Below are 18,121 nucleotides of genomic sequence, written 5' to 3'. Positions count from 1 at the left end.
CGCCCTGCCCGTCAACGCGGCATCACCTGCTGCTCGAAGCACGCCGCGCTCAACGCACGGCCGGCAGCTTCAACATCGTGTCGGTCATCACGTCGGCCAGCTTCAGCGCCGACATCGGCCCGCCGAACCCCCAGATGTTGCGCTCGATCAGCGCGATCCGGTGTTCTTTCAGTGCGGGCACGAAGCGCCACACCGGCGAATCGAGTTTCGCCGACAACGGCACGTCCATCCCAGACGCGGTCACGAACAGCACGGCGAGGTCGCGCTGCCGCAGCAGATCGGCCGACGTCACGTACAGCGTGCCTTCCCGCGTCGGCTTCTTCGGCCACGGCTCGAGCCCGAGCGCTCGCGCGAGGCCCGCCGACGTGCTGTTGCCCGTATAGGCCCAGTAACGATCGGGCAAGCCGAGATCCTGCAGCAGCGCGACGCGCTCGCCGTGGCGGCCCGCGGCCGCGAGCCGCGTCGCGTTGCGCGCGATGCCGGCGTCGAGTTGTGCTTCGACCGCCTGCGCGCGCGCGTCGCGCCCCGTCACCGCGCCGATCGTCCGGAAAATCTGCCGCATCCAGTCGAGCTGCGTGACCGGCACGCCGTCTTCCGACACGTTCGGGCTGAACTGGAACAGGATCGTCGGCGCGATCCGGTCGAGTGCGTCGAAAATCGGCGCGTGCCGGAAACCGACGCCGATGATGAGATCCGGCTTGACCGCCGCGATCGCCTCGAGCCCTGGCTCCTGCCGCGAGCCGATGTCGGTCACGTGCGCGAGCTGCTCGCTCCGATAACCGAGCCAGCCTGGGTAGAACGCCGTATCGGCCATCCCGACCGGCACGAGGTCGAGCGCGATCACGCTTTCCGCGAACATGAAGTCGAGCGCGACCACGCGCTGCGGCCGCACGGGCATCTTCGCGCTGGCCTGCGACACGACGGGATTGCCGGCCAGCGACACGGCGCGTTGCGAACCGCCCGCGCCCCCGGCCACGGAGGCGGCCGCCGCCGATGCGGAAAACGCGCCGCAGCACGCGGCGCCAAGCGCTGCCGCGAGTGCACCGAGCGCGTGCCGGCGGCCGGCGTGCGTCACCGGATCGCGTCCTGCTCGGCCAGCGCCGCGTCGTCCATCGTCAGTAGCAGGGGGCAGCTTCCACACAGTTGCGTTTCTCCAGGAATTTCGTAGCGCAGGCAGCACACGCGGCGCGCGCGAAACGGCGTCGGCAGCAGCGGCGAGCGCGGCACGGCATCGCGCACCGGCATGCGCAGCGGATTCGATTCGCCGCGCACGCAGGTCGAACCGAACAGCCAGTTCGCGTCCCCCACGGGATCGGCCGCGCACGGCAGCGAACGATACGTCTCGAGCAGATAGTCGAGCAGGTTGCCCGCGTTGCTCCACAGCACGCGCGGCGTGACGCGGCCCATCGCCGCGAGCAGGTCGATCACCGCGCCGAGATGCGCGATGAGCCCCGCATAGCGCGGCGCGGGATCGTCGCACGGCGCGCCGAGCGCATCGCTCGCGAAATACAGCGCGGCCGGCATCCCGTCGTCGAGCGCGACGAACGTGCGCTCGGGCGTCATGTCGAGCGGCCGGCCGAGCGTCAGCGCGGCGACGACGCCGGCCGGCGCCGCGCGGCCGAAATAATATTTGCTCCATTGCGACATCAGCGCGCGCGCATGCTGCGCCGGATCGCCGCCGTAATGGTCGACCATCGCGCCGAGCACGGCGTCGCGGTGGGCGGGCAACGCGCTGACGGGCACGACGACGCGGCCCGGCGCGTGCACATCGTCGGGCATGCCGAGCCAGACGACGTCGAGGTGCTCGGCGAACGGTTGCGGCGCGAACGCCGAAAAGCGCGTGGCGCGCGCGCCGTCGAGCGCCGGCGTCATCGCCCCGCGCGCCGGGCGCGGCGCCCCTCGAGAATCAGCAGACCGAGCAGGTACGGCGCGCCGATCAGCGCGGTCAGCACGCCGGCCGGCACCTCGCGCGGCGCGACGACGGTGCGCGCCGCGAGATCCGCGACGCCGAGGATCAGCGCGCCGCACGCCGCCGCGAGCCACAGCCGCGTGCGATGCCGGCGCGCGCCGAGCATCGTCGCAACGTGCGGCGCCATCAGCCCGATGAAGCCGACCGGCCCGACCGCCGCGACGGCCGCGCACGCGGCGAGCGTCGCGATCGTCAGCGCGAGCGGCCGCAGCGCGGCCACCGGCAGGCCGAGCGCGGCCGCCTGGTCGTCGCCGAGCGCGAGCATGTCGAGCGGTTTCGCGAGCCACGCGAACACCGGCACCGCGAGCACGCACCACGGCAGCAGCATTGATACCTCGCCCCAGCTGCGGCCATACGTGCCGCCGACGAGCCACACGACGAAACGCGCGGGTTGCACGCTTTCCTGCGTGATCAGCCATTGCGCGAGCGTGGTCCACAACGCGCCGATCACGATGCCGGTCAGCGCGACCGCGAGCGGCGCGTAGCGATGCCGGTGATTCAGCGCGAGCGTGATCGCGAGCGACAGCCCGCCTCCGATCAGCGCCGCCGCCGCAAGCGTCACATGACCCATCAGCGGCCACGTCGACAACGCGAACAGCGTGACGAGCCCCGCGCCCTGCGTGACGCCGAGTACTTCGGGGCCCGCGAGCGGATTGCGCACGACGCTCTGCATCGCGACGCCGCTGACCGCCAGCAACGCGCCGGCGAGCAGCGCGCACAGCAGGCGCGGCATGCGCAGGTCGATCAGCATGCGCGCGAGCGGATCGTGACCGGACAGCGCCGCCGACCAGCGCGCCGGCGACAGCCACTCGGGGCCGGCGGACACGCCGACGAAAACCACCAGCACGCCCGCCATGACGAACAGCACGGTGCGCAACGGCCAGCCGAGCCGTTCGAGCCAGCCGACGAGCCGCGTCGAGCCGCCGCCCGTCGCGCGTTCGGCATCCGCATGCAGCACGCCCGACCACGCGGCGCCGCGCCGGATCATCGCGAGCATCAGCGGCGTGCCGACCAGCGCGATCGCGACGCCGGTCGACAGCGTCGCGTCGAGGCCCGACGCGAGCACCGCGCTGTCGGTGACGAGCACGAGCGCGCCACCGGCAAGCGCCGACAGCGGCACCAGCACGCCGAGCCGCGCCGCGCGCGCGCCGCGCACCTGGCGCAGCAGGTTCGGCGCGACGAGGCCGACGTACGACAGCGGGCCCGCGATGCTGACGGCCACGCTCGTGAACGCGACCGCGACGATCGTCGCGGCAAGCCGCGTCGCATCGACGCGCACGCCGGCCGCGGCCGCCGCATCGTCGCCGAGCGTGAGCGGATTCAGCGGCCGGATCACGAACGGCAGCGCGGCGAGCGGCACGACGAGCCAGCGCGCGGCGAGCACGAGGCCCGTCGCGCCCGGCTGGTACAGGCTGCCGTTGGTCCACAGCGCGGCGCCCGCGATGTTCTGCTCGAAGAACGCGAGCACCAGTGTCGACAGCGCGGCGAACAGCAGCATGCATACGCTGCCCGCGAGCACGAGCCGCAACGGCGTCGCACGCCAGCCGCCCGCCGCGACGATCGCGCACGCGGCCGCGACGAGCCCGCACACGAACAGCAGCGGCACCGTCGCGACGCCCGCCAGCGCCGGCACCAGCATCGCCGCGAGCAGGCCGAGCTGGGCGCCGCCCGTCACGCCGAGCAGGTCGGGCGACGCGAGCGGATTGCGCGTGAGCGACTGGAACAGCGCGCCGGCGATGCCGAGGCAGCCGCCCGCGACGAGCGCGGCCGCCACGCGCGGCAGATTCAGGTCGAACAGGAACACGTGCGCGAGCGACGCGGCATCGCTGCCGGGCGCCGCGTCCCACCACACGCGCAGATCGGGGGCGATCCGCAGCGCCGCGAGCAGCGCGATCAACGCGACGAGGCCGAACGCGATCGCGCCGGCTCGCCCGCGGGTCGCCCCTCTGCCCGTCGCCGCGAGGCGCTTGCGCATCGCGAACGTCGTCATACGGCGAGATCCCGATCGAACACGCCGGCCGCCTGCGGCGCGGCGTCGGTCGACGGCCCGTAGGCCGGTACGCACATCGGCGCGCCCGTCTGCGGATGCGCGAGCTTCAGCATCTCGACGCCGAACGCCGCGCGCAACCGCGCCGGGTCGAGCATCGCGTCGGGCGTGCCTTGCGCGACGAGACGGCCCGCGCGCATCAGCACGATCTCGTCGCTGTACGCGGCCGCCTGGTTCAGGTCGTGCAGCACCCACACGATCGTCAGTCCGCGCGCGCGGTTCAGCGCGCGCAGCGCATCGAGGATGTCGAGCTGGTGATGAATGTCGAGATAGGTCGTCGGTTCGTCGAGCAGCACGATCGGCGCCTGCTGCGCGAGCGCCATCGCGATCCACGCGCGCTGGCGTTCGCCGCCCGACAGCGCGCCGACGTCGCGCTCCGCGTCGCCCGCGAGGCCGCTCGTGTCGAGCGCCTCGTCGATCGCCGCATGATCGGCGCGCGACAGGCCGCGCAGGAAACCGCCGTACGCATAGCGCCCGTACGCGACGAGCTCGCGCACGGTGAGCCCCGACGGAATCTGGTTGAACTGCGCGAGCATCGTCAGCTCGCGCGCGAGCGCGCGACGGCGAAACGACGCGAGCGGCTGGCCGTTCACTTCGACATGGCCGGCACGCGCGGGCTGCAGGCCGGCCAGCGTGCGCAGCAGCGTGCTCTTGCCGCAGCCGTTCGGTCCGCACAGCGCGGTTACGCGGCCGGCCGCGATCGACAGGTCCAGCCCGTCGATCACGACATGGTCGCGATATCCCACCGACAGCCCGCGCGCGGCAAGCGCGGCGGTACTACGCGTCATCAATCCTCCGTTCGGTCGCGCGGGACCGTGTAACTCTGCGCCATCGCGACGACGACCTTGCGCGGCCCCTCGAACGGGTCGCGGGCATGCGCGGTCAGCATGTTGTCGAGCATCAGCACGTCGCCGGTGCGCCACGGGAACACGATGCGCTGCTGGTCGAGCACGCCGCGGATCTGCGCGAGCGCATCCGCCTCCAGCGGCTCGCCATCGCCGTAATACACGTTGCGCGGCACGTTCTCGAGCCCGACCGCGTCGACGAGCGCTTCCTGCATGTCGTCGTCGAGCGCCGACAGGTGAAACAGGTTTGCCTGGTTGAACCACACGCGCTCGCCGGTGCGCGGATGACGCGCGACGGCCTGGCAGCGTTCGCGCGTGCGCAGCAGCAGCTCGCCGTCGTCGTCGGTGCGCCACGCACATTCGATGCCGCGCGCCGCGCACATCCGCTCGACCTCGGCCGGCTCGTCGGTGCCGAACGACTGCTGCCACGGCAGATCGAGCCCCTGCCCGAAATTGCGCACGTACAGCAGCTCGCGCCTCTCGAAGCGCGCGACGAGCGCGGGATCGAGCGCGCGATACACGGCACGGCTGTCCGCGATCGGCGTCGCCCCGCCCTTCGGCGCGGCCAGCGCGCAGTGGAACCAGATCCGCAGCGGCCATTCGCGCGTGTACGACTGCTCGTTGTGCAGCGGAATCGCGCGGTGCGGCGGGTATTCGGTCGACGTGTAGACCGCGCCTTCGACCTGGCTGCGCGGCGTCGACGCGTATTCATAGCCGATCAGCGGATCGCCGAACGAGGCCGCGAATTGCTGGAACGCGTCGATCGACGGCACGTGAAAGCCCGTGAACAGCACGCCGCCCGCCCGTTCGAGCGTGTCGGCCGCGATCTCGCGCGCCAGCGGCGCGACGTCGTCGATCGACATTCCATCGCTGCCGCGCGGCGACACGACGGTGGGCAGCCCCGGCTCGATACGCAGGTCGTCGAGCGTCGGCAACGAAAGCAGGGTCATGCAACGTCCTCTTCAGGTGGTGCGCCGCACACGCGGCGCAACGGGTCACGACGCGCGCGTGGCGCGCTCGCCGTCCATCGCGCGGCGCAGGCTCGCGGGGCGCATGTCGGTCCAGACGGTCTCGATGTGCGCGAGACAGTCGGCCTTCGGGCCGCTCACGCCGACTTCGCGCCAGCCGGCCGGCACGGGCCGGAACGTCGGCCAGATCGAATACTGTTCTTCGTCGTTGATGACGACCGTATAGACGAGATCGTCGGTGTCGGCGGAAGGCGTCGGAGCTTGCGTCATGATCGGAAATCGCTGGGCGGTTGAAGGAGGCGAAGCGGCGAATTCGGCCGCTCCTGTCTGATAGACGGTTGGCCGGCGCGTTTTTTTACCGCCGCCGCGCGCGGCCGCCCAGGAACACCGGGCAAGCGACGCCGCGATGGCACGCGTCGAGGCATTCCGCGCAGTGACGCTCCGCGTCGCGCACCATGAAATGCACGAGCGTCTGCGACACGTTCAGCGCGCGCGCCGCGGTCTGCAGCGTCTCCTCGCGCAGCCGCACCATCTCGAACGCCGCCCGGCTGCGCGCCGGCAGGTCGTCGAGCGCGGCCCACACGCGCCGCAGCGTATCGCGCGTCATCAGCGCGGCTTCCGGCGTCGGCTCGGGCGACGGCACGTCGAAGCCGTCGTCCTCTTCCGTGTGATAGACGTTTTCGAGGCTTTGCCGGCGGCACGCGTCGATCGACGCATTGCGCACCATCCGCGTCACGTACGCGACCGGCTGGCGCACCGCGTCCTGGTTCGGGAATTCGACGAGCTTCACGAACACGTCGTGCACGACGTCTTCCGCACGGCTCGCGCAGCCGACGAAGCCGCGCGCGACGTTGACCAGCATCGCGCGATGCGAGATCAGCACGTCGAGCAGCGCGCCCTGCGCAGCGGGCTGGGACGCCCGGCGCGCACGCGGCGCGGCGCGCGGCGGCAGGTCCGGATAACTGCCGAGAAACGGGTTTGCCGCTGCCGCCGCCGGTCGGTCGAGCACTTCCGCCATGGCCATCGATCTGCTCCGTCAAATTCCGAGATAGCGCAATCTAACGTAAACGCAAATCATTCTCAATCTGATTACAGGATGCCCCTTTCGGTTGTCGGGATTTGTCTGAACAATTGCCGGAATCGTTGCCCGGGCGGACGCGTACGCGTCCGGGCCGCGCGCACTGCCTTCACTTCGCCGACGCAGGCTTTCACGCTGCTGACGACGGGCTTGCACGTGTCATCGGCGGTAGCAACTTCTTACCACGTGAAATTTCGGGGGCTCGTACGATCGACTTGCCGTTTCCAAGGGAGAACAACATGAAATCCATCGTGTTATCCGCCGTCATGGCGGGCGCGCTGTCGAGCGTGATGCTCACCGGCTGCGTCGCCTACCCTGGCCCGGCCGAAGTCACGATTGGCTGGCATGGCGATCGTTACTGGGACGGAAATCGCTACTGGGAGCGCCGCGACTGGGAAGCCCGGCATGCCGGCCCGCGTGACGACCGCCGCGACGATCGCCGCGACGAACCCCGGCCGCAGTGGTGATGCCGCTGCGCACCCTTGATCCATCATTGAACGACAGGACCTCGACATGAAGACGCTACTGAAAACCCTCACCGCCGCCGCCGTGGCCGCTGCCGTGCTCGTGCCGGCCATCGCCGAAGCGCATCCGCACCGCGTGTGTCACTTCGAGCATCACCATCACCGGGTGTGCCACTGGGTGCGTTGAGCATCGCGCGGCAGACGCGGGAAAGCGCCGGCACGCCGGCGCTTTTTTCGTTTTGGCGGCTCGAATTGCGCGGATGCCGCCGTATCGGGATTCACGCGCACGGCGTCGCGAGCGTCAGGCCGGTGCCGGTGGAAGCCGATCCTGCTTTCGCGAACACGCCGCGCCATCCGTTCCCCGGATGGCGGGCCACGCGGATGGATGTGGCCCGGGCATCGCCCTCGATATCAATAGATGAACAAGCGGATCGTCGCCGTCGCGTCGAACCGGCCGATCTTCGGCGGCCCGAACGACTTCAGCACCGCGTCCATCAATACGCTCTGGTTCATGACGTTGGACGGGAATTGCGCGAGGTTGAACTGTTCGTTGAACGGAATCGCCTTGCCCTGGCTGTCCTCGATGCCGATACCGAAATTGCTGTCCTTCGCGGGAACCAGCAAGCCGTTTTGAACCGGATAGCTCGTTTCGAAGTACCCGTCCACCCGCACCGCGACGTTGCACTTCTTGGTCAGCGACAGCGAAAAGCGCTTGCGCGGCACCGCCGGCAGGAAGCCGTTGCCGACCGCCTGCACCTGCCCGAAATTGACGATGCCCGGTTCGGGCGTCACGAGCACGTCGACGAAGCACGGCGTCGGCTTGAGGTTGCGCAGGCCGCTCAGACGGTACTGGAAGCTCGTGCCGAACGCATTCAGCCCGAACTCGCCGTCGAACTGGAACACCGTATAGATATCGCTCGGCGGCTGGACCCAGTTGCCTCTTTTGCGCACGACGACCTGATAGTCGATGCTGATGCTCGTCCGCTGGCAACGCCCGCGGTCGAAGTCGTACCTGCTGCACGGCGGCACCGAATATCCGGTAAACACCCCGCCGCCGCGATTACTGGTCTTGTCGAAATAATCGACGCCCTTGTAGCGGATGCCGATCTCGAGCCCCCATGCGGCGGGGTCCGTGCGATTCGGATTCGCATAGAAGTAAATGTTGTCGACGACCTTCAGGCTGCCGGCGTCACCCAGGTCCTTGTAGCAATACCCCGACGTCGTGCGTACCGGCGACACCCAGATCACGTAGCCGTCCGGCGCATCGGTCGGATACGACGCCACGCCGCCGATCGGCTCGGTCAACGAGGTCGCGCCGCTGTTGGTCAGGCAGCGCAGCGCCCACGCGGGCTGAACCGCCGCGAGCAGCATCGCCAGGACGACCCAGCGCAGCCACGCCGCGAGCGGTGCGTTGCGTTGTCTCGCGGCCCCGCTCATTTCTTCACGCTCTTGCACGCACCGGCCTCGCACGCATACTCGACCGCCACCTGGCCGCCGTAGTCGTCGATGTGCGTGACGAACAGCGTCGACGGCGTCGCGGCCTTGAACGGCACGTCGGCCGTGCTCATCGGGCTCACCATGACCGGCTCGATCGGCACCGGCGTCTTCTGCGCGCCCGCGCTCACGTCGACCACCGTCACGTGGTAAGGCGTCGGATTGTCGAACACCAGCTTGTGCGCGGCCGCATCCACCCGCAGCGTCATCGGCAGCGTCCAGTCCTCGTCGCGCGCGGGCTGCACCGCCTTCGGCCGGTAGAACAGCTTCATCTGCGTGTGCAGCGCGATCTGCAGCGTGTTCGGCGTATCCGTCTTCGGCGGCACTTCGCGGATGTTCAGGTAGAACACCGTTTCGCGATCGGCCGGCAGTTGCGTACCGGGCAGCTTCGCGATCCGCAGCACGTTGCGCTCGTTCGCCTCGACCCGCTGCAGCGGCGGCACGACCATCAGCGGCGACGTGATCTTGTTGCCGTTCGCATCTTCGAGCCACGACTGCACGAGATACGGATACGTCGTGCTCTTGTTGGTGATCGTCACGATCGCGGCCTGTTCGCCTTCGTTGAAGATCACGCGCGTGCGATCGGGCACGATCGCCGCATGGGCGGCGCCGGCAAGCAGCGCACCGACGGTCGCGAACGCGCACAGCGCGCGCCGCGGGGAGGAAAGGGAAAAGGAATGCTTCATCGCTGGGTCCGTGAAATCATCGTTCGCCCCGCGCGGCCGCTGCATGCGACTCGCCGGGCGGCTGGCACGTCACCGGGATCGGCGTGCCTTCGAGTTGAAGCTGGTTCGGCAGTGCGTCGACCGTGCAGAGCGTCCGTTCGCCCGCCCGCACCGCCAGCGTGGATTTCGGCTGAACCTGGGTCAGGAACGCCGCACCGCTCTCGCCGACGATGCCGAGTTCCTTGCCGTTCGCCGCGTCCTGCACCGACGCGCCGAACGGCAGCGGCTTGCCGGCCGCATCGGTCAGCGTCAGGTACAGGTTGCTGCCGCGCGCGGCGGAGAACTTCACGAAGCCGATCGCGCCGTCGGTCAGCACCATGCGCTGGATCGGGTTCGTCACCTGCACTTCGAGCGGCAGCTTCTCGACGTTGACGGTCGCGTCGTACACGTTGTACGGCGAGATGCCGTCGAGCACCGCGTAGCCGCGCGAATCGGTGTGCGTGAGCGTGCCGGACAGCGGCACGTCGGGCACGCCGTCGGTCGACACCAGCAGCCGCGTATCGCCCGCATTGCCGTTCGCGTGCGCGGACACGCCGTACTGCGTCGCGACGAACGAGCCGTCGACTTCGAGCGACGCGGCCGCATACGCATTGGCGAGCGTCGACGCCTGTGCGTTGAGCTGGTACGCCGACGTGCGCTGGCGGAAGCTCGCGTTCGCCGACGCGCGGCCGTCGGTCGCGCCCGCGTTGACCTGATAGGTGCGGCCGGCCGAATCGTCGTAGATGTAGCCGGCGTTCGCGCTGGTGCTGCCGTTGCCCGTCGTCAGGTTCGACGTGACGGTGTGGCGGCCGCCGATCGGCAGCGTCGCGGTGACCGAGAACTGGTTACCGCTCGCGCCCGCGCTCTGCGTGCGGAATGCCGACACGCTGACGTTCAGGTTGCGCAGCGTGCCGATCGAGAACGCACGCGTGAGCGTCAGGCCGACCCGCTGCTCGGACGAACGCGCCCAGTAGGTCGTCTGGTCGTACGAGAAATAGGTCGACGTGTCGCCGAAGCGCTTCGACATCGTCGCCGAATAGCGCTGCTTGCTGTTGGCGAGGCCGTATGACGTCGGGTCGCCGGAGAACTGCGCGAAGTTCGTATATTCGCGCTCGGAGAAGCGGTAGCCGAAGAAGCGCACGTCGGCATCGAGCCCGTCGAAGTGCTTCGAATAGTTGATGCGGTACGAGTTGCCGTTGCGCGTCGCGCCGCTCCACCACAGCTTCGCCCGCGCGTGCGTGACATCGGCCGACACTGCGCCGAACGCGCCGAAATCGCGACCGACGCCGAGCGCGACCGACGTGTAGCCCGACGCGGCGATGAAGCCGCCATAGGCGGTGATGTCGAACGGCAGGCCGTACGCGATTTCGCCGAAGCCGAAGAACGGCGTGATGCCGCCGCCACCGAACAGGCGCGGCTTGCCGACCGCCGCCTTGTAGCGCAACTGGCCGGTGCGGGCGAGGAACGGCACGGCGGCCGTCGTCACCTGGAAGCGCTGCACGCTGCCGTCTTCTTCCTCGACCGCCACGTCGAGCGTGCCCTGCACGCTCGTGTTGATGTTCTGCAGCGCGAACGCGCCCGGCGACACGCGCGTCACGTACAGCACGCGGCCGGCCTGCGACACGGTCACGGTCGCGTTGGTGCGCGCGACACCCGAGATCAGCGGCGCATAGCCGCGCAGCGACGGCGGCAGCATGCGGTCGTCGCTGCGGATCGACGCGCCCGTCAGCGCGAACGTGTCGAAGATGTCGGAGGTCAGGTAGTCGTCGCCGAACGTCACCGTCGACTGGATCGACGGCAGCGCGCGAAACGCATAAAGCCGGCTGAAGCGGAACGTGCGGTCCGCGTACGCCGTGTTGCCCACGTTCGATTGCGCCTGGTAGTCGCCGCGAAAACGCCACGCATCCCAGTTCGCGCCGATCGTCCCGTAGGCCTGGATCGAATTCGTCTGCCCGCCGCCCGCCCCGAAGTTGCGATTCGTGTTCGCGATCACGCGATAGTCGAGCATCGCACCCGGAATGCCTTCGGACCAGCGCGACGGCGGCAGGTAGGTCGAATCGGTGAACTCGAGCGCGGCCTGCGGAATCGTGATCTTGAGCCGCCCGTCGCTTTTCAGGTAGCGCACGGTCGCGCCCTCGATCGCGCCGAGATCGACGCACCGCCCGCCCTGGAAGCGCGGCAGGTCCTTCGCGAGCGATGGCTTCAGCCCGAACTGCGCGACGAGTTCCGGCCGCAGGCACGGCTTGCCCGCGCCCGATGCGTCGAGCGCGATGAACTCGATCGCTTGCAGCCCGTAGAACAGGTCGTTGACCTGCACGTCGAGCATGTACTCGCCGGGCAACGTGAAGTCCGGCTGCGAGAACTGCGACAGATCGACGTTGCTCGTTCCGTCGATGTCGAGGAACGACGAATTGAATTCCGTCGCCTGGCTCTGGCTGCCGACGACCAGCACGGAGACGCAAAGGAAGGAATGTCTGATTCGCACGCGGCGCTACCGGGAGTCCAGGAAGAAGGAAAACGGGAGGAAAGAGGCAGGAGGAAGGGATGCACGCATCCCTCCTCCGGTACGGACGCTTACTGGTAGCGGACCGTGAAGTTCGCGACGCCGTCGGCGGTACCCGGCGTCACGCCGGCTGCCGTCGCTTCGTACATCGCGGCGAAGCGCGCGGTGTTCGTGCCGTTCTGCAGCAGCGTCGGGGCCTTCTGCTCGGCGCCGTTGTCGAGGTATTCGCCCGACGCGGCTTGCAGGCGGATGCCGACGTTGGTGGCCGAACCTATCGTGGCGAGCAGCTTCGGCTGGCCGGCGCTCGACGTGCCCGTGAACGTGAAGTACGCGTTCTGCGCGATGCTGGTGTCGCAGTCGGTCAGCTTGATGTCGAACGACACCGGGTCCGACTTGTCGCCGGCTTGCTTGAACTTGTTGGTCGGCACCTTGCCGAGCTGCACGGTCTGGTTGACCGAGTTCGAGTCGATGCCGCATGCGCCCGCGACGATCTCGCCCGTGAAGTTGATCGTGCCGGTGCCCGCTGCGAAGGCCGAGGTGGACAGGGCCGCGAGTGCGACGGCGGACAGGATGGATTTTTTCATGACGTTTCCCGTAAGGAGTGCGATTGGAATGGACGACGTGGCGGACACAAACGGCAGCGCATGGTGGCCCCGTCCGACACGAGGCGGCATTATCGAGATAACCGTGAAAGATTTCTGTAAATCATTGTCAAATGATTCTGACAATGTTCGATTCAGCCCTCTAAAACCCCATTCCTTCCTTTTAATTTTCAATCACGGAATTTTTATCCGCAGTCCTTTTTTATTTTTCGGAACCAATTGAAGATTAAGGGAATTTCTTGCCGATAATCGCCACCGCCCCGCTCTCCCTTGCCGGTATTGGCTTGCGCAGCCCTGCCTCTCAAAAGACAAAATATTGTCCAATGCCGCCATCGTTGTCCGATTACAACGTGAGCATCGATTCATTTTCAACTGACACGAAATGAACGGCGACATTCATGCGATACGGGTTTATCGCGCAAACGATTGCGAAAGCATACAAACGTTTTACCGCGACATTTTGCCGCCGCCATTAATTCCAATACATTGATTAATTGGATCGTCAATTGCAGCTATGCATGCGCGGCCTCTGGAACGCGGCTGACATGCCGGATCGGGCGAGATGAAAAAGCGGAAGAAGTGCGGCACACGTTAGCGCCGACGGGCGGCACGATCGGTTTGCGGATGTGGATGCGGGTGCGGCGAAAGCCACCCTTTCGCGGTGCTGCTGGATGGGAACGCGACGAGCGGATGTGCTGAACAGCGAAAGAAAGCGCCGATGACGATCGGCGGTACGACGGGCAGCATGCCCCGTCGAAGCGGCGGCCGCACGTCGACGCGCGCGACCGCCGTCATGCCACCCGACACGCCGCGGCGTCGGGCGACGCATCGCCCGTCACGCGGAAGCCGCGGCCTCCGCCGTGGCCGGCGCCCAGCCGCCGCCGAGCGCGCGATACAGCGCGATCGCATTCGCGAGCCTGAGCTGCCTGAGCCGGATCAGCTCCTGCCCCGACTCGTACGTGCTGCGCTGCGCGTCGAGCAGCTCGAGATAGGTCGCGACACCGCCCGCATAACGACGCTCCGCGAGCTTCAGCCGCGCGCCGTCCGCCGCATACACGTCCTGCTGCGCGACCAGTTGCCGGTCGATCCAGTCGCGCGCGGCGAACGCATCGGCCACTTCGCGAAACGCGGTCTGCACCGCCTTCTCGTATTCGGCGACCGCAATGTCCTTGCGCGCGTGCGCGACGTCGAGGTTCGCGCGATTGCGTCCGCCCGCGAAGATCGGCAGCGTGATGCGCGGTGCGAACGTCCATACGCTCGTGCCGGCCGCGAACAGGTTCGAGAACGCGTCGCTCACCGAGCCGTAGTCGGTCGTCAGCGCGATGCGCGGGAAGAACGCCGCGCGCGCCGCGCCGATGTTCGCGTTCGCGGCCTTCAGCCGTGCCTCGGCCTGCCGGATGTCCGGCCGCCGTTCGAGCAACTGGCTCGGCGCACCCGGCGCCACGGGCGCGATCGACAGCGAATCGAGCGCGGTCGCGTCGTCCGGCACGTTGCGCGCGAAATCGCCCGCCAGCAGTTGCAACGCGCGGACGGCCTGCGCATGCTCGCGCTGCAGCGCGGCCTGCGACGCGCGCGCGGACGCCACCAGCATGTCGGCCGAGCGCAGCTCGATCGCGTCGCTCGTGCCGGCGGCATAGCGGCGTTGCGTGAGCGCGGCCATCCGCTCGCGCGCATCGAGCGTGCGCTGGGCGAGCGCCAGTTGCTCATGCAACGATCGTTCGGAAACGTACGCGCCCGCCACTTCGGCGATCACGCCGATGCGGACCGTGCGCTGCGCATCGGCCGTCGCGAAATAGTCGGCGAGCGCCGCATCGGACAGGCTGCGCACGCGGCCGAACAGGTCGAGCTCGTACGCGCTGACGCCGACACCCGCGCGATACAGCCCGCTGATCGCGCTTTCGCGCACGACCGGGTCGTACTGGCGCGCGCGCTCATAGCCGAGATTCGCATCGACCGACGGCATCCGGTCCGCGCGCTGCACGCCGTACAGCGCACGCGCTTCCTCGAGCCGGCCGGCGGCGATCCGCAGGTCGCGGTTGTTCGCGAGCGCCGCGTCGATCCACGCCTGAAGCGCCGGATCGGTGAAATACGCATGCCAGTCGTCGAGCAGCGCGGCATCCTGCGCGATGGCCGGTTCGGCGGCCGGCGTCGTGCCGCCGTCGACCGGCGCATAGGTCGCCGGCACCGGCGCGGCCGGGCGCTCGTACCGCGGCGCGAGCGAACACCCGGCGAGCGCGAGCGCGGCGGCCAGCGCGAGCGGTACCCTCAGCGCGCCACGTGCATTCAGCGCAAACATCATGGTTGCGAACCCTCCATCGTCGTCGGCTGCGCCCCGCCGCGCCGGCGTGGGCCGACGTCGAACAGGCGGCCGACGATCACGAAAAACAGCGGGACGAGGAACACCGCGAGCACGGTCGCCGTGATCACGCCGCCGAGCACGCCGGTGCCGATCGCCATCTGCGCGCCGGACGCGGCGCCCGACGCGAACGCCAGCGGCAGCACGCCGACGCCGAACGCGAGCGACGTCATCACGATCGGCCGCAGCCGCAGGCGCGCGGCCTCGAGAGCCGCGTCGACGAGCGACATGCGCTGCGCGACGAGGTCCTTCGCGACCTCGACGATCAGGATCGCGTTCTTCGCGGACAGCCCGATCGTCGCGATCAGTCCCACCTTGAAATAGATGTCGTTCGGCATCATCCGCAGCGTCACGCCGAGCACCGCGCCGATCACGCCGAGCGGGACGACCAGCATCACCGCGAACGGAATCGACCAGCTCTCGTAGAGCGCCGCGAGCGCGAGGAACACGACGAGCACCGACAGCGCGAACAGCATCGGCGCCTGCGCGCCCGACAGCCGCTCCTCGAACGACTGCCCCGACCACGCATAGCCGATGCCGGCCGGCAGCTTCGCGGCGATCCGCTCGATCGCGCTCATCGCCTCGCCGCTGCTGTGGCCGGCCGCGGCCGAGCCGTTGATCGTGAACGACGGATAACCGTTGTAGCGCGTGAGTTGCGGCGGCCCGAGCGTCCAGTGCAGCGTCGTGAACGCCGCGAGCGGCACCATCTCGCCGCGCGCGTTGCGCGCGCGCAGCTTCTTCACGTCGTCCGGATCAAGCCGGTGCCGCCCGTCGGCCTGCACCATCACGCGCCGCACCTGCGTGCCGTGCATGAAGTCGCCGATATAGTCGGAGCCGAACATCACCGCGAGCGTCGTGTTGATCTCGTCCATCGACACGCCGAGCGCGGACGCCTTCGCGCGATCGATGTCGAGCTTCAGTTGCGGCGCGTCCTGCGTGCCCGCGAACATCAGGTCGGTGAGCGCGCGATCCTTGCCGCCCGCCGCGAGCAGTTGCTCGCGCGCGGCGCTGAACGTCGCGTAATCGAGCCCGCCGCGGTTCTGCAGCCGGAAGTCGAAGCCGCTCGACGAACCGAGATCGGGCAGCGCCGGCGAGTTCATCGCGAACACCGTCGTGTTCGGCGTGCCCGCGAAGCGCTCGTTGATGCGCGCGACGATCGACTGCACGTGATCGCGCGTGGCCTTGCGTTCCTTCCAGTTCTTCAGCGTGACGAAGATCATCCCGCCGTTCGGCCCTTCGCCGTACAGGTTGAAGCCGCCGAGCGCATACGTATAGGCGGTCGGCTCGTCGCGACGGATGGCCGACTCGACCGCGCGCACGCTCTGCATCGTCTCCGCGAGCGGCGTGCCTTGCGGGCGAATCACCATCACCATGAAGTTGCCCTGGTCCTCGTCCGGCAGGAACGCGGTCGGCAGTTGCGTGAGCATCAGCGCGGCCGCCGCGGTCAGCGCGCCGTACACGACGAGCCAGCGCACCGGCTTCTTCAGCATCGCGCCGACCCGCGTCGCGTAGCGCTGCGTCGCCCGCGCGACGAAGCGGTTGAACCCGCCGAAGAAGCCGCGCTTCTCGTGATGGTCGCCCGACACCGGCTTGAGCAGCGTCGCGCACAGCGCGGGCGTCAGCGACAGCGCGAGGAACGCCGAGAAGCCGATCGACACCGCGAGCGACAGCGCGAACTGCCGGTAGATGTTGCCCACCGCGCCGCCGAAGAACGCCATCGGCACGAACACCGACGTCAGCACCACGGTGATCCCGACGATCGCGCCGCTGATCTGTTTCATCGCCTTGACGGTCGCGTCGTACGGTGCGAGCCCTTCCTCGACCATCAGCCGCTCGACGTTCTCGACGACGACGATCGCGTCGTCGACGAGGATGCCGATCGCGAGCACCATCCCGAACATCGTCAGCACGTTGATCGAGAAGCCGGCCGCATACATCACGCCGAACGTGCCCGCGAGCGCGACCGGCACGACGAGCGTCGGAATCAGCGTCGCGCGCAGGTTCTGCATGAACAGGAACATCACGAGGAACACCAGCACGCCGGCCTCGATCAGCGTCGTGACGACCTTGTTCATCGACACGCGCACGAACGACGACGTCTCGTACGGGATCTGGTATTTCACGCCGGGCGGGAAGTACCTGGACAGCTCGTCCATCGTCGCGCGCACGCGCTTCTCGGTGGACACCGCGTTCGAGCCCGGCGCGAGCTTGATGCCCATCCCGGTCGCGACCTTGCCGTTCACGTACGACGGATAGTTGTAATCGTTGCCGCCGAACTCGATGCGCGCGACGTCGCGCAGGAACAATGCGGAGCCGTCGGGTTGCGCACGCAGCGCGATCGCCCCGAAATCGGCCGGCGTCTTCAGCGGCGCGTCCGCGAACACCGTCGCCGCGATCGGCGCGCTGTCCGGCACCGCGCTGCGGCCGATGTCGCCGATCGTCACGCGCGCGTTGTGCGCACGCACGGCCGATGCGATGTCCGACGCGGTGAGGCCGTGCCCGGCCAGCTTCACCGGGTCGGGCCAGATCCGCATCGCATATTCGGCGCCCCAGAACTGCACCTTGCCGACACCCTCGACGCGGCGCAGCGCCTGCACCACGTTCGCCGACGCGTATTCGCCGAGCTGCACGTCGGTCATCCGGCCGTCGTCGGAGGTCAGCGACACGACGAGCTGGATGTTGTCGGCGGCCTTCTCGACCTGGATGCCGTCGCGGCGCACCGGCTCAGGCAGGCGCGCATCGACCGTCTTCAGCCGGTTCTGCACTTCGACGGCCGCGAGATCGGCGTTCACGCCCTGCTTGAACGTCAGGTACAGCGACGCAGCCCCCGCGCTGCTCGTCGCGGACGTATACAGCAGCCCCGGCGCGCCGTTCATCTCGCGCTCGATCAGCGCGGTCACCGATTCCTCGACGACTTGCGCGGACGCGCCCGGATACGTCGCATAGATGCTGACGACGGGCGGCGCGATGTCCGGGTACTGCGCGACGGGCAGCGCGCGGATCGCGAACAGGCCGCCCAGCATGATGAAGATGGCGATCACCCACGCGAAGACGGGGCGATCGATGAAGAAACGTGCCATGTTGGTTTGAA

General features: G+C 68.6%; 15 protein-coding genes. 2 read left to right on the top strand and 13 right to left on the bottom strand.

The window, feature by feature from the left end; all coding sequences use genetic code 11:
* Positions 1-49: 49 nt before the first annotated feature.
* The 7 genes from SY91_RS11335 to SY91_RS11305 all read right to left on the bottom strand — a co-directional run bounded on the left by SY91_RS11335 (position 50) and on the right by SY91_RS11305 (position 6,853).
* On the bottom strand, positions 50-1,075 hold the full coding sequence (locus tag SY91_RS11335; protein WP_023478039.1) for an ABC transporter substrate-binding protein: 1,026 nt from the start codon (positions 1,073-1,075) through the stop codon (positions 50-52).
* The gene (gene fhuF / locus SY91_RS11330; RefSeq protein WP_124477266.1) at positions 1,072-1,872 is read right to left on the bottom strand and encodes a siderophore-iron reductase FhuF; all 801 of its coding nucleotides are present in this window, start codon (positions 1,870-1,872) and stop codon (positions 1,072-1,074) included. The genes SY91_RS11335 and fhuF overlap by 4 nt, the downstream gene beginning before the upstream one ends.
* Positions 1,869-3,959, bottom strand: a complete 2,091-nt coding sequence (gene fhuB, locus SY91_RS11325; protein ID WP_124591993.1) for a Fe(3+)-hydroxamate ABC transporter permease FhuB — start codon at positions 3,957-3,959, stop codon at positions 1,869-1,871. The genes fhuF and fhuB overlap by 4 nt, the downstream gene beginning before the upstream one ends.
* A complete protein-coding gene (locus SY91_RS11320; RefSeq protein WP_124477264.1) occupies positions 3,956-4,804 on the bottom strand; it encodes an ABC transporter ATP-binding protein in 849 nt (282 codons plus the stop codon). Before SY91_RS11320 ends, fhuB begins: the two co-directional genes overlap by 4 nt.
* Positions 4,804-5,811: a TauD/TfdA family dioxygenase gene (locus SY91_RS11315; RefSeq protein WP_006476051.1), complete on the bottom strand. Its 1,008-nt coding sequence runs from the start codon at positions 5,809-5,811 to the stop codon at positions 4,804-4,806. Before SY91_RS11315 ends, SY91_RS11320 begins: the two co-directional genes overlap by 1 nt.
* Positions 5,812-5,856: 45 nt before the next feature.
* Positions 5,857-6,099, bottom strand: a complete 243-nt coding sequence (locus SY91_RS11310) for an MbtH family protein (RefSeq protein WP_006476052.1) — start codon at positions 6,097-6,099, stop codon at positions 5,857-5,859.
* 85 nt (positions 6,100-6,184) lie between these two features.
* Entirely contained in the window at positions 6,185-6,853 is a 669-nt protein-coding gene (locus SY91_RS11305; protein ID WP_006476053.1) for an RNA polymerase factor sigma-70, read from the bottom strand.
* 293 nt (positions 6,854-7,146) lie between these two features.
* Here SY91_RS11305 and SY91_RS11300 point away from each other — a divergent pair, with 293 nt between their 5' ends.
* Both SY91_RS11300 and SY91_RS11295 read left to right on the top strand, forming a co-directional pair.
* Positions 7,147-7,374: a hypothetical protein gene (locus SY91_RS11300; RefSeq protein WP_011545369.1), complete on the top strand. Its 228-nt coding sequence runs from the start codon at positions 7,147-7,149 to the stop codon at positions 7,372-7,374.
* Between the two features lie 46 nt (positions 7,375-7,420).
* Positions 7,421-7,558, top strand: a complete 138-nt coding sequence (locus SY91_RS11295; protein ID WP_011545368.1) for an HHHH-motif protein — start codon at positions 7,421-7,423, stop codon at positions 7,556-7,558.
* 224 nt (positions 7,559-7,782) lie between these two features.
* Here the strand turns inward: SY91_RS11295 and SY91_RS11290 are convergent, their stop codons facing one another.
* The 6 genes from SY91_RS11290 to SY91_RS11265 form a co-directional block, all read right to left on the bottom strand.
* On the bottom strand, positions 7,783-8,808 hold the full coding sequence (locus SY91_RS11290) for a fimbrial protein (protein ID WP_006476055.1): 1,026 nt from the start codon (positions 8,806-8,808) through the stop codon (positions 7,783-7,785).
* Positions 8,805-9,551 (bottom strand): molecular chaperone, encoded by a 747-nt coding sequence (locus tag SY91_RS11285; RefSeq protein WP_185920910.1) that lies wholly within the window; start codon positions 9,549-9,551, stop codon positions 8,805-8,807. Before SY91_RS11285 ends, SY91_RS11290 begins: the two co-directional genes overlap by 4 nt.
* A 16-nt stretch (positions 9,552-9,567) precedes the next feature.
* Positions 9,568-12,021, bottom strand: coding sequence for a fimbria/pilus outer membrane usher protein (locus SY91_RS11280; protein WP_105797778.1), 2,454 nt, complete (start codon positions 12,019-12,021; stop codon positions 9,568-9,570).
* Between the two features lie 122 nt (positions 12,022-12,143).
* Positions 12,144-12,656 carry a fimbrial protein gene (locus SY91_RS11275; RefSeq protein ID WP_011545365.1) on the bottom strand — a complete coding sequence of 171 codons (513 nt, stop codon included), beginning with the start codon at positions 12,654-12,656 and terminating at the stop codon, positions 12,144-12,146.
* 853 nt (positions 12,657-13,509) lie between these two features.
* On the bottom strand, positions 13,510-14,970 hold the full coding sequence (locus SY91_RS11270; protein ID WP_105797790.1) for an efflux transporter outer membrane subunit: 1,461 nt from the start codon (positions 14,968-14,970) through the stop codon (positions 13,510-13,512).
* Positions 14,970-18,110: a multidrug efflux RND transporter permease subunit gene (locus SY91_RS11265; RefSeq protein ID WP_185920909.1), complete on the bottom strand. Its 3,141-nt coding sequence runs from the start codon at positions 18,108-18,110 to the stop codon at positions 14,970-14,972. The genes SY91_RS11270 and SY91_RS11265 overlap by 1 nt, the downstream gene beginning before the upstream one ends.
* Positions 18,111-18,121 lie beyond the last annotated feature (11 nt).

Origin of the sequence: Burkholderia cenocepacia (genome assembly GCF_014211915.1) — a bacterium.
GTDB classification, from domain to species: Bacteria; Pseudomonadota; Gammaproteobacteria; order Burkholderiales; family Burkholderiaceae; genus Burkholderia; species Burkholderia orbicola.
Note: the sequence above shows the minus strand (reverse complement) of the source record. Positions and strands in the feature narration are given on the sequence as shown.

Bases quoted from the DNA above. Each gene is read 5' to 3' on its own strand.
- fhuF (WP_124477266.1), bottom strand. From the start codon at position 1,872: ATGACGCCGGCGCTCGACGGCGCGCGCGCCACGCGCTTTTCGGCGTTC.
- fhuB (WP_124591993.1), bottom strand. From the start codon at position 3,959: ATGACGACGTTCGCGATGCGCAAGCGCCTCGCGGCGACGGGCAGAGGG.
- SY91_RS11320 (WP_124477264.1), bottom strand. From the start codon at position 4,804: ATGACGCGTAGTACCGCCGCGCTTGCCGCGCGCGGGCTGTCGGTGGGA.
- SY91_RS11315 (WP_006476051.1), bottom strand. From the start codon at position 5,811: ATGACCCTGCTTTCGTTGCCGACGCTCGACGACCTGCGTATCGAGCCG.
- SY91_RS11310 (WP_006476052.1), bottom strand. From the start codon at position 6,099: ATGACGCAAGCTCCGACGCCTTCCGCCGACACCGACGATCTCGTCTAT.
- SY91_RS11305 (WP_006476053.1), bottom strand. From the start codon at position 6,853: ATGGCCATGGCGGAAGTGCTCGACCGACCGGCGGCGGCAGCGGCAAAC.
- SY91_RS11300 (WP_011545369.1), top strand. From the start codon at position 7,147: ATGAAATCCATCGTGTTATCCGCCGTCATGGCGGGCGCGCTGTCGAGC.
- SY91_RS11295 (WP_011545368.1), top strand. From the start codon at position 7,421: ATGAAGACGCTACTGAAAACCCTCACCGCCGCCGCCGTGGCCGCTGCC.
- SY91_RS11290 (WP_006476055.1), bottom strand. From the start codon at position 8,808: ATGAGCGGGGCCGCGAGACAACGCAACGCACCGCTCGCGGCGTGGCTG.
- SY91_RS11285 (WP_185920910.1), bottom strand. From the start codon at position 9,551: ATGAAGCATTCCTTTTCCCTTTCCTCCCCGCGGCGCGCGCTGTGCGCG.
- SY91_RS11275 (WP_011545365.1), bottom strand. From the start codon at position 12,656: ATGAAAAAATCCATCCTGTCCGCCGTCGCACTCGCGGCCCTGTCCACC.
- SY91_RS11270 (WP_105797790.1), bottom strand. From the start codon at position 14,970: ATGTTTGCGCTGAATGCACGTGGCGCGCTGAGGGTACCGCTCGCGCTG.
- SY91_RS11265 (WP_185920909.1), bottom strand. From the start codon at position 18,110: ATGGCACGTTTCTTCATCGATCGCCCCGTCTTCGCGTGGGTGATCGCC.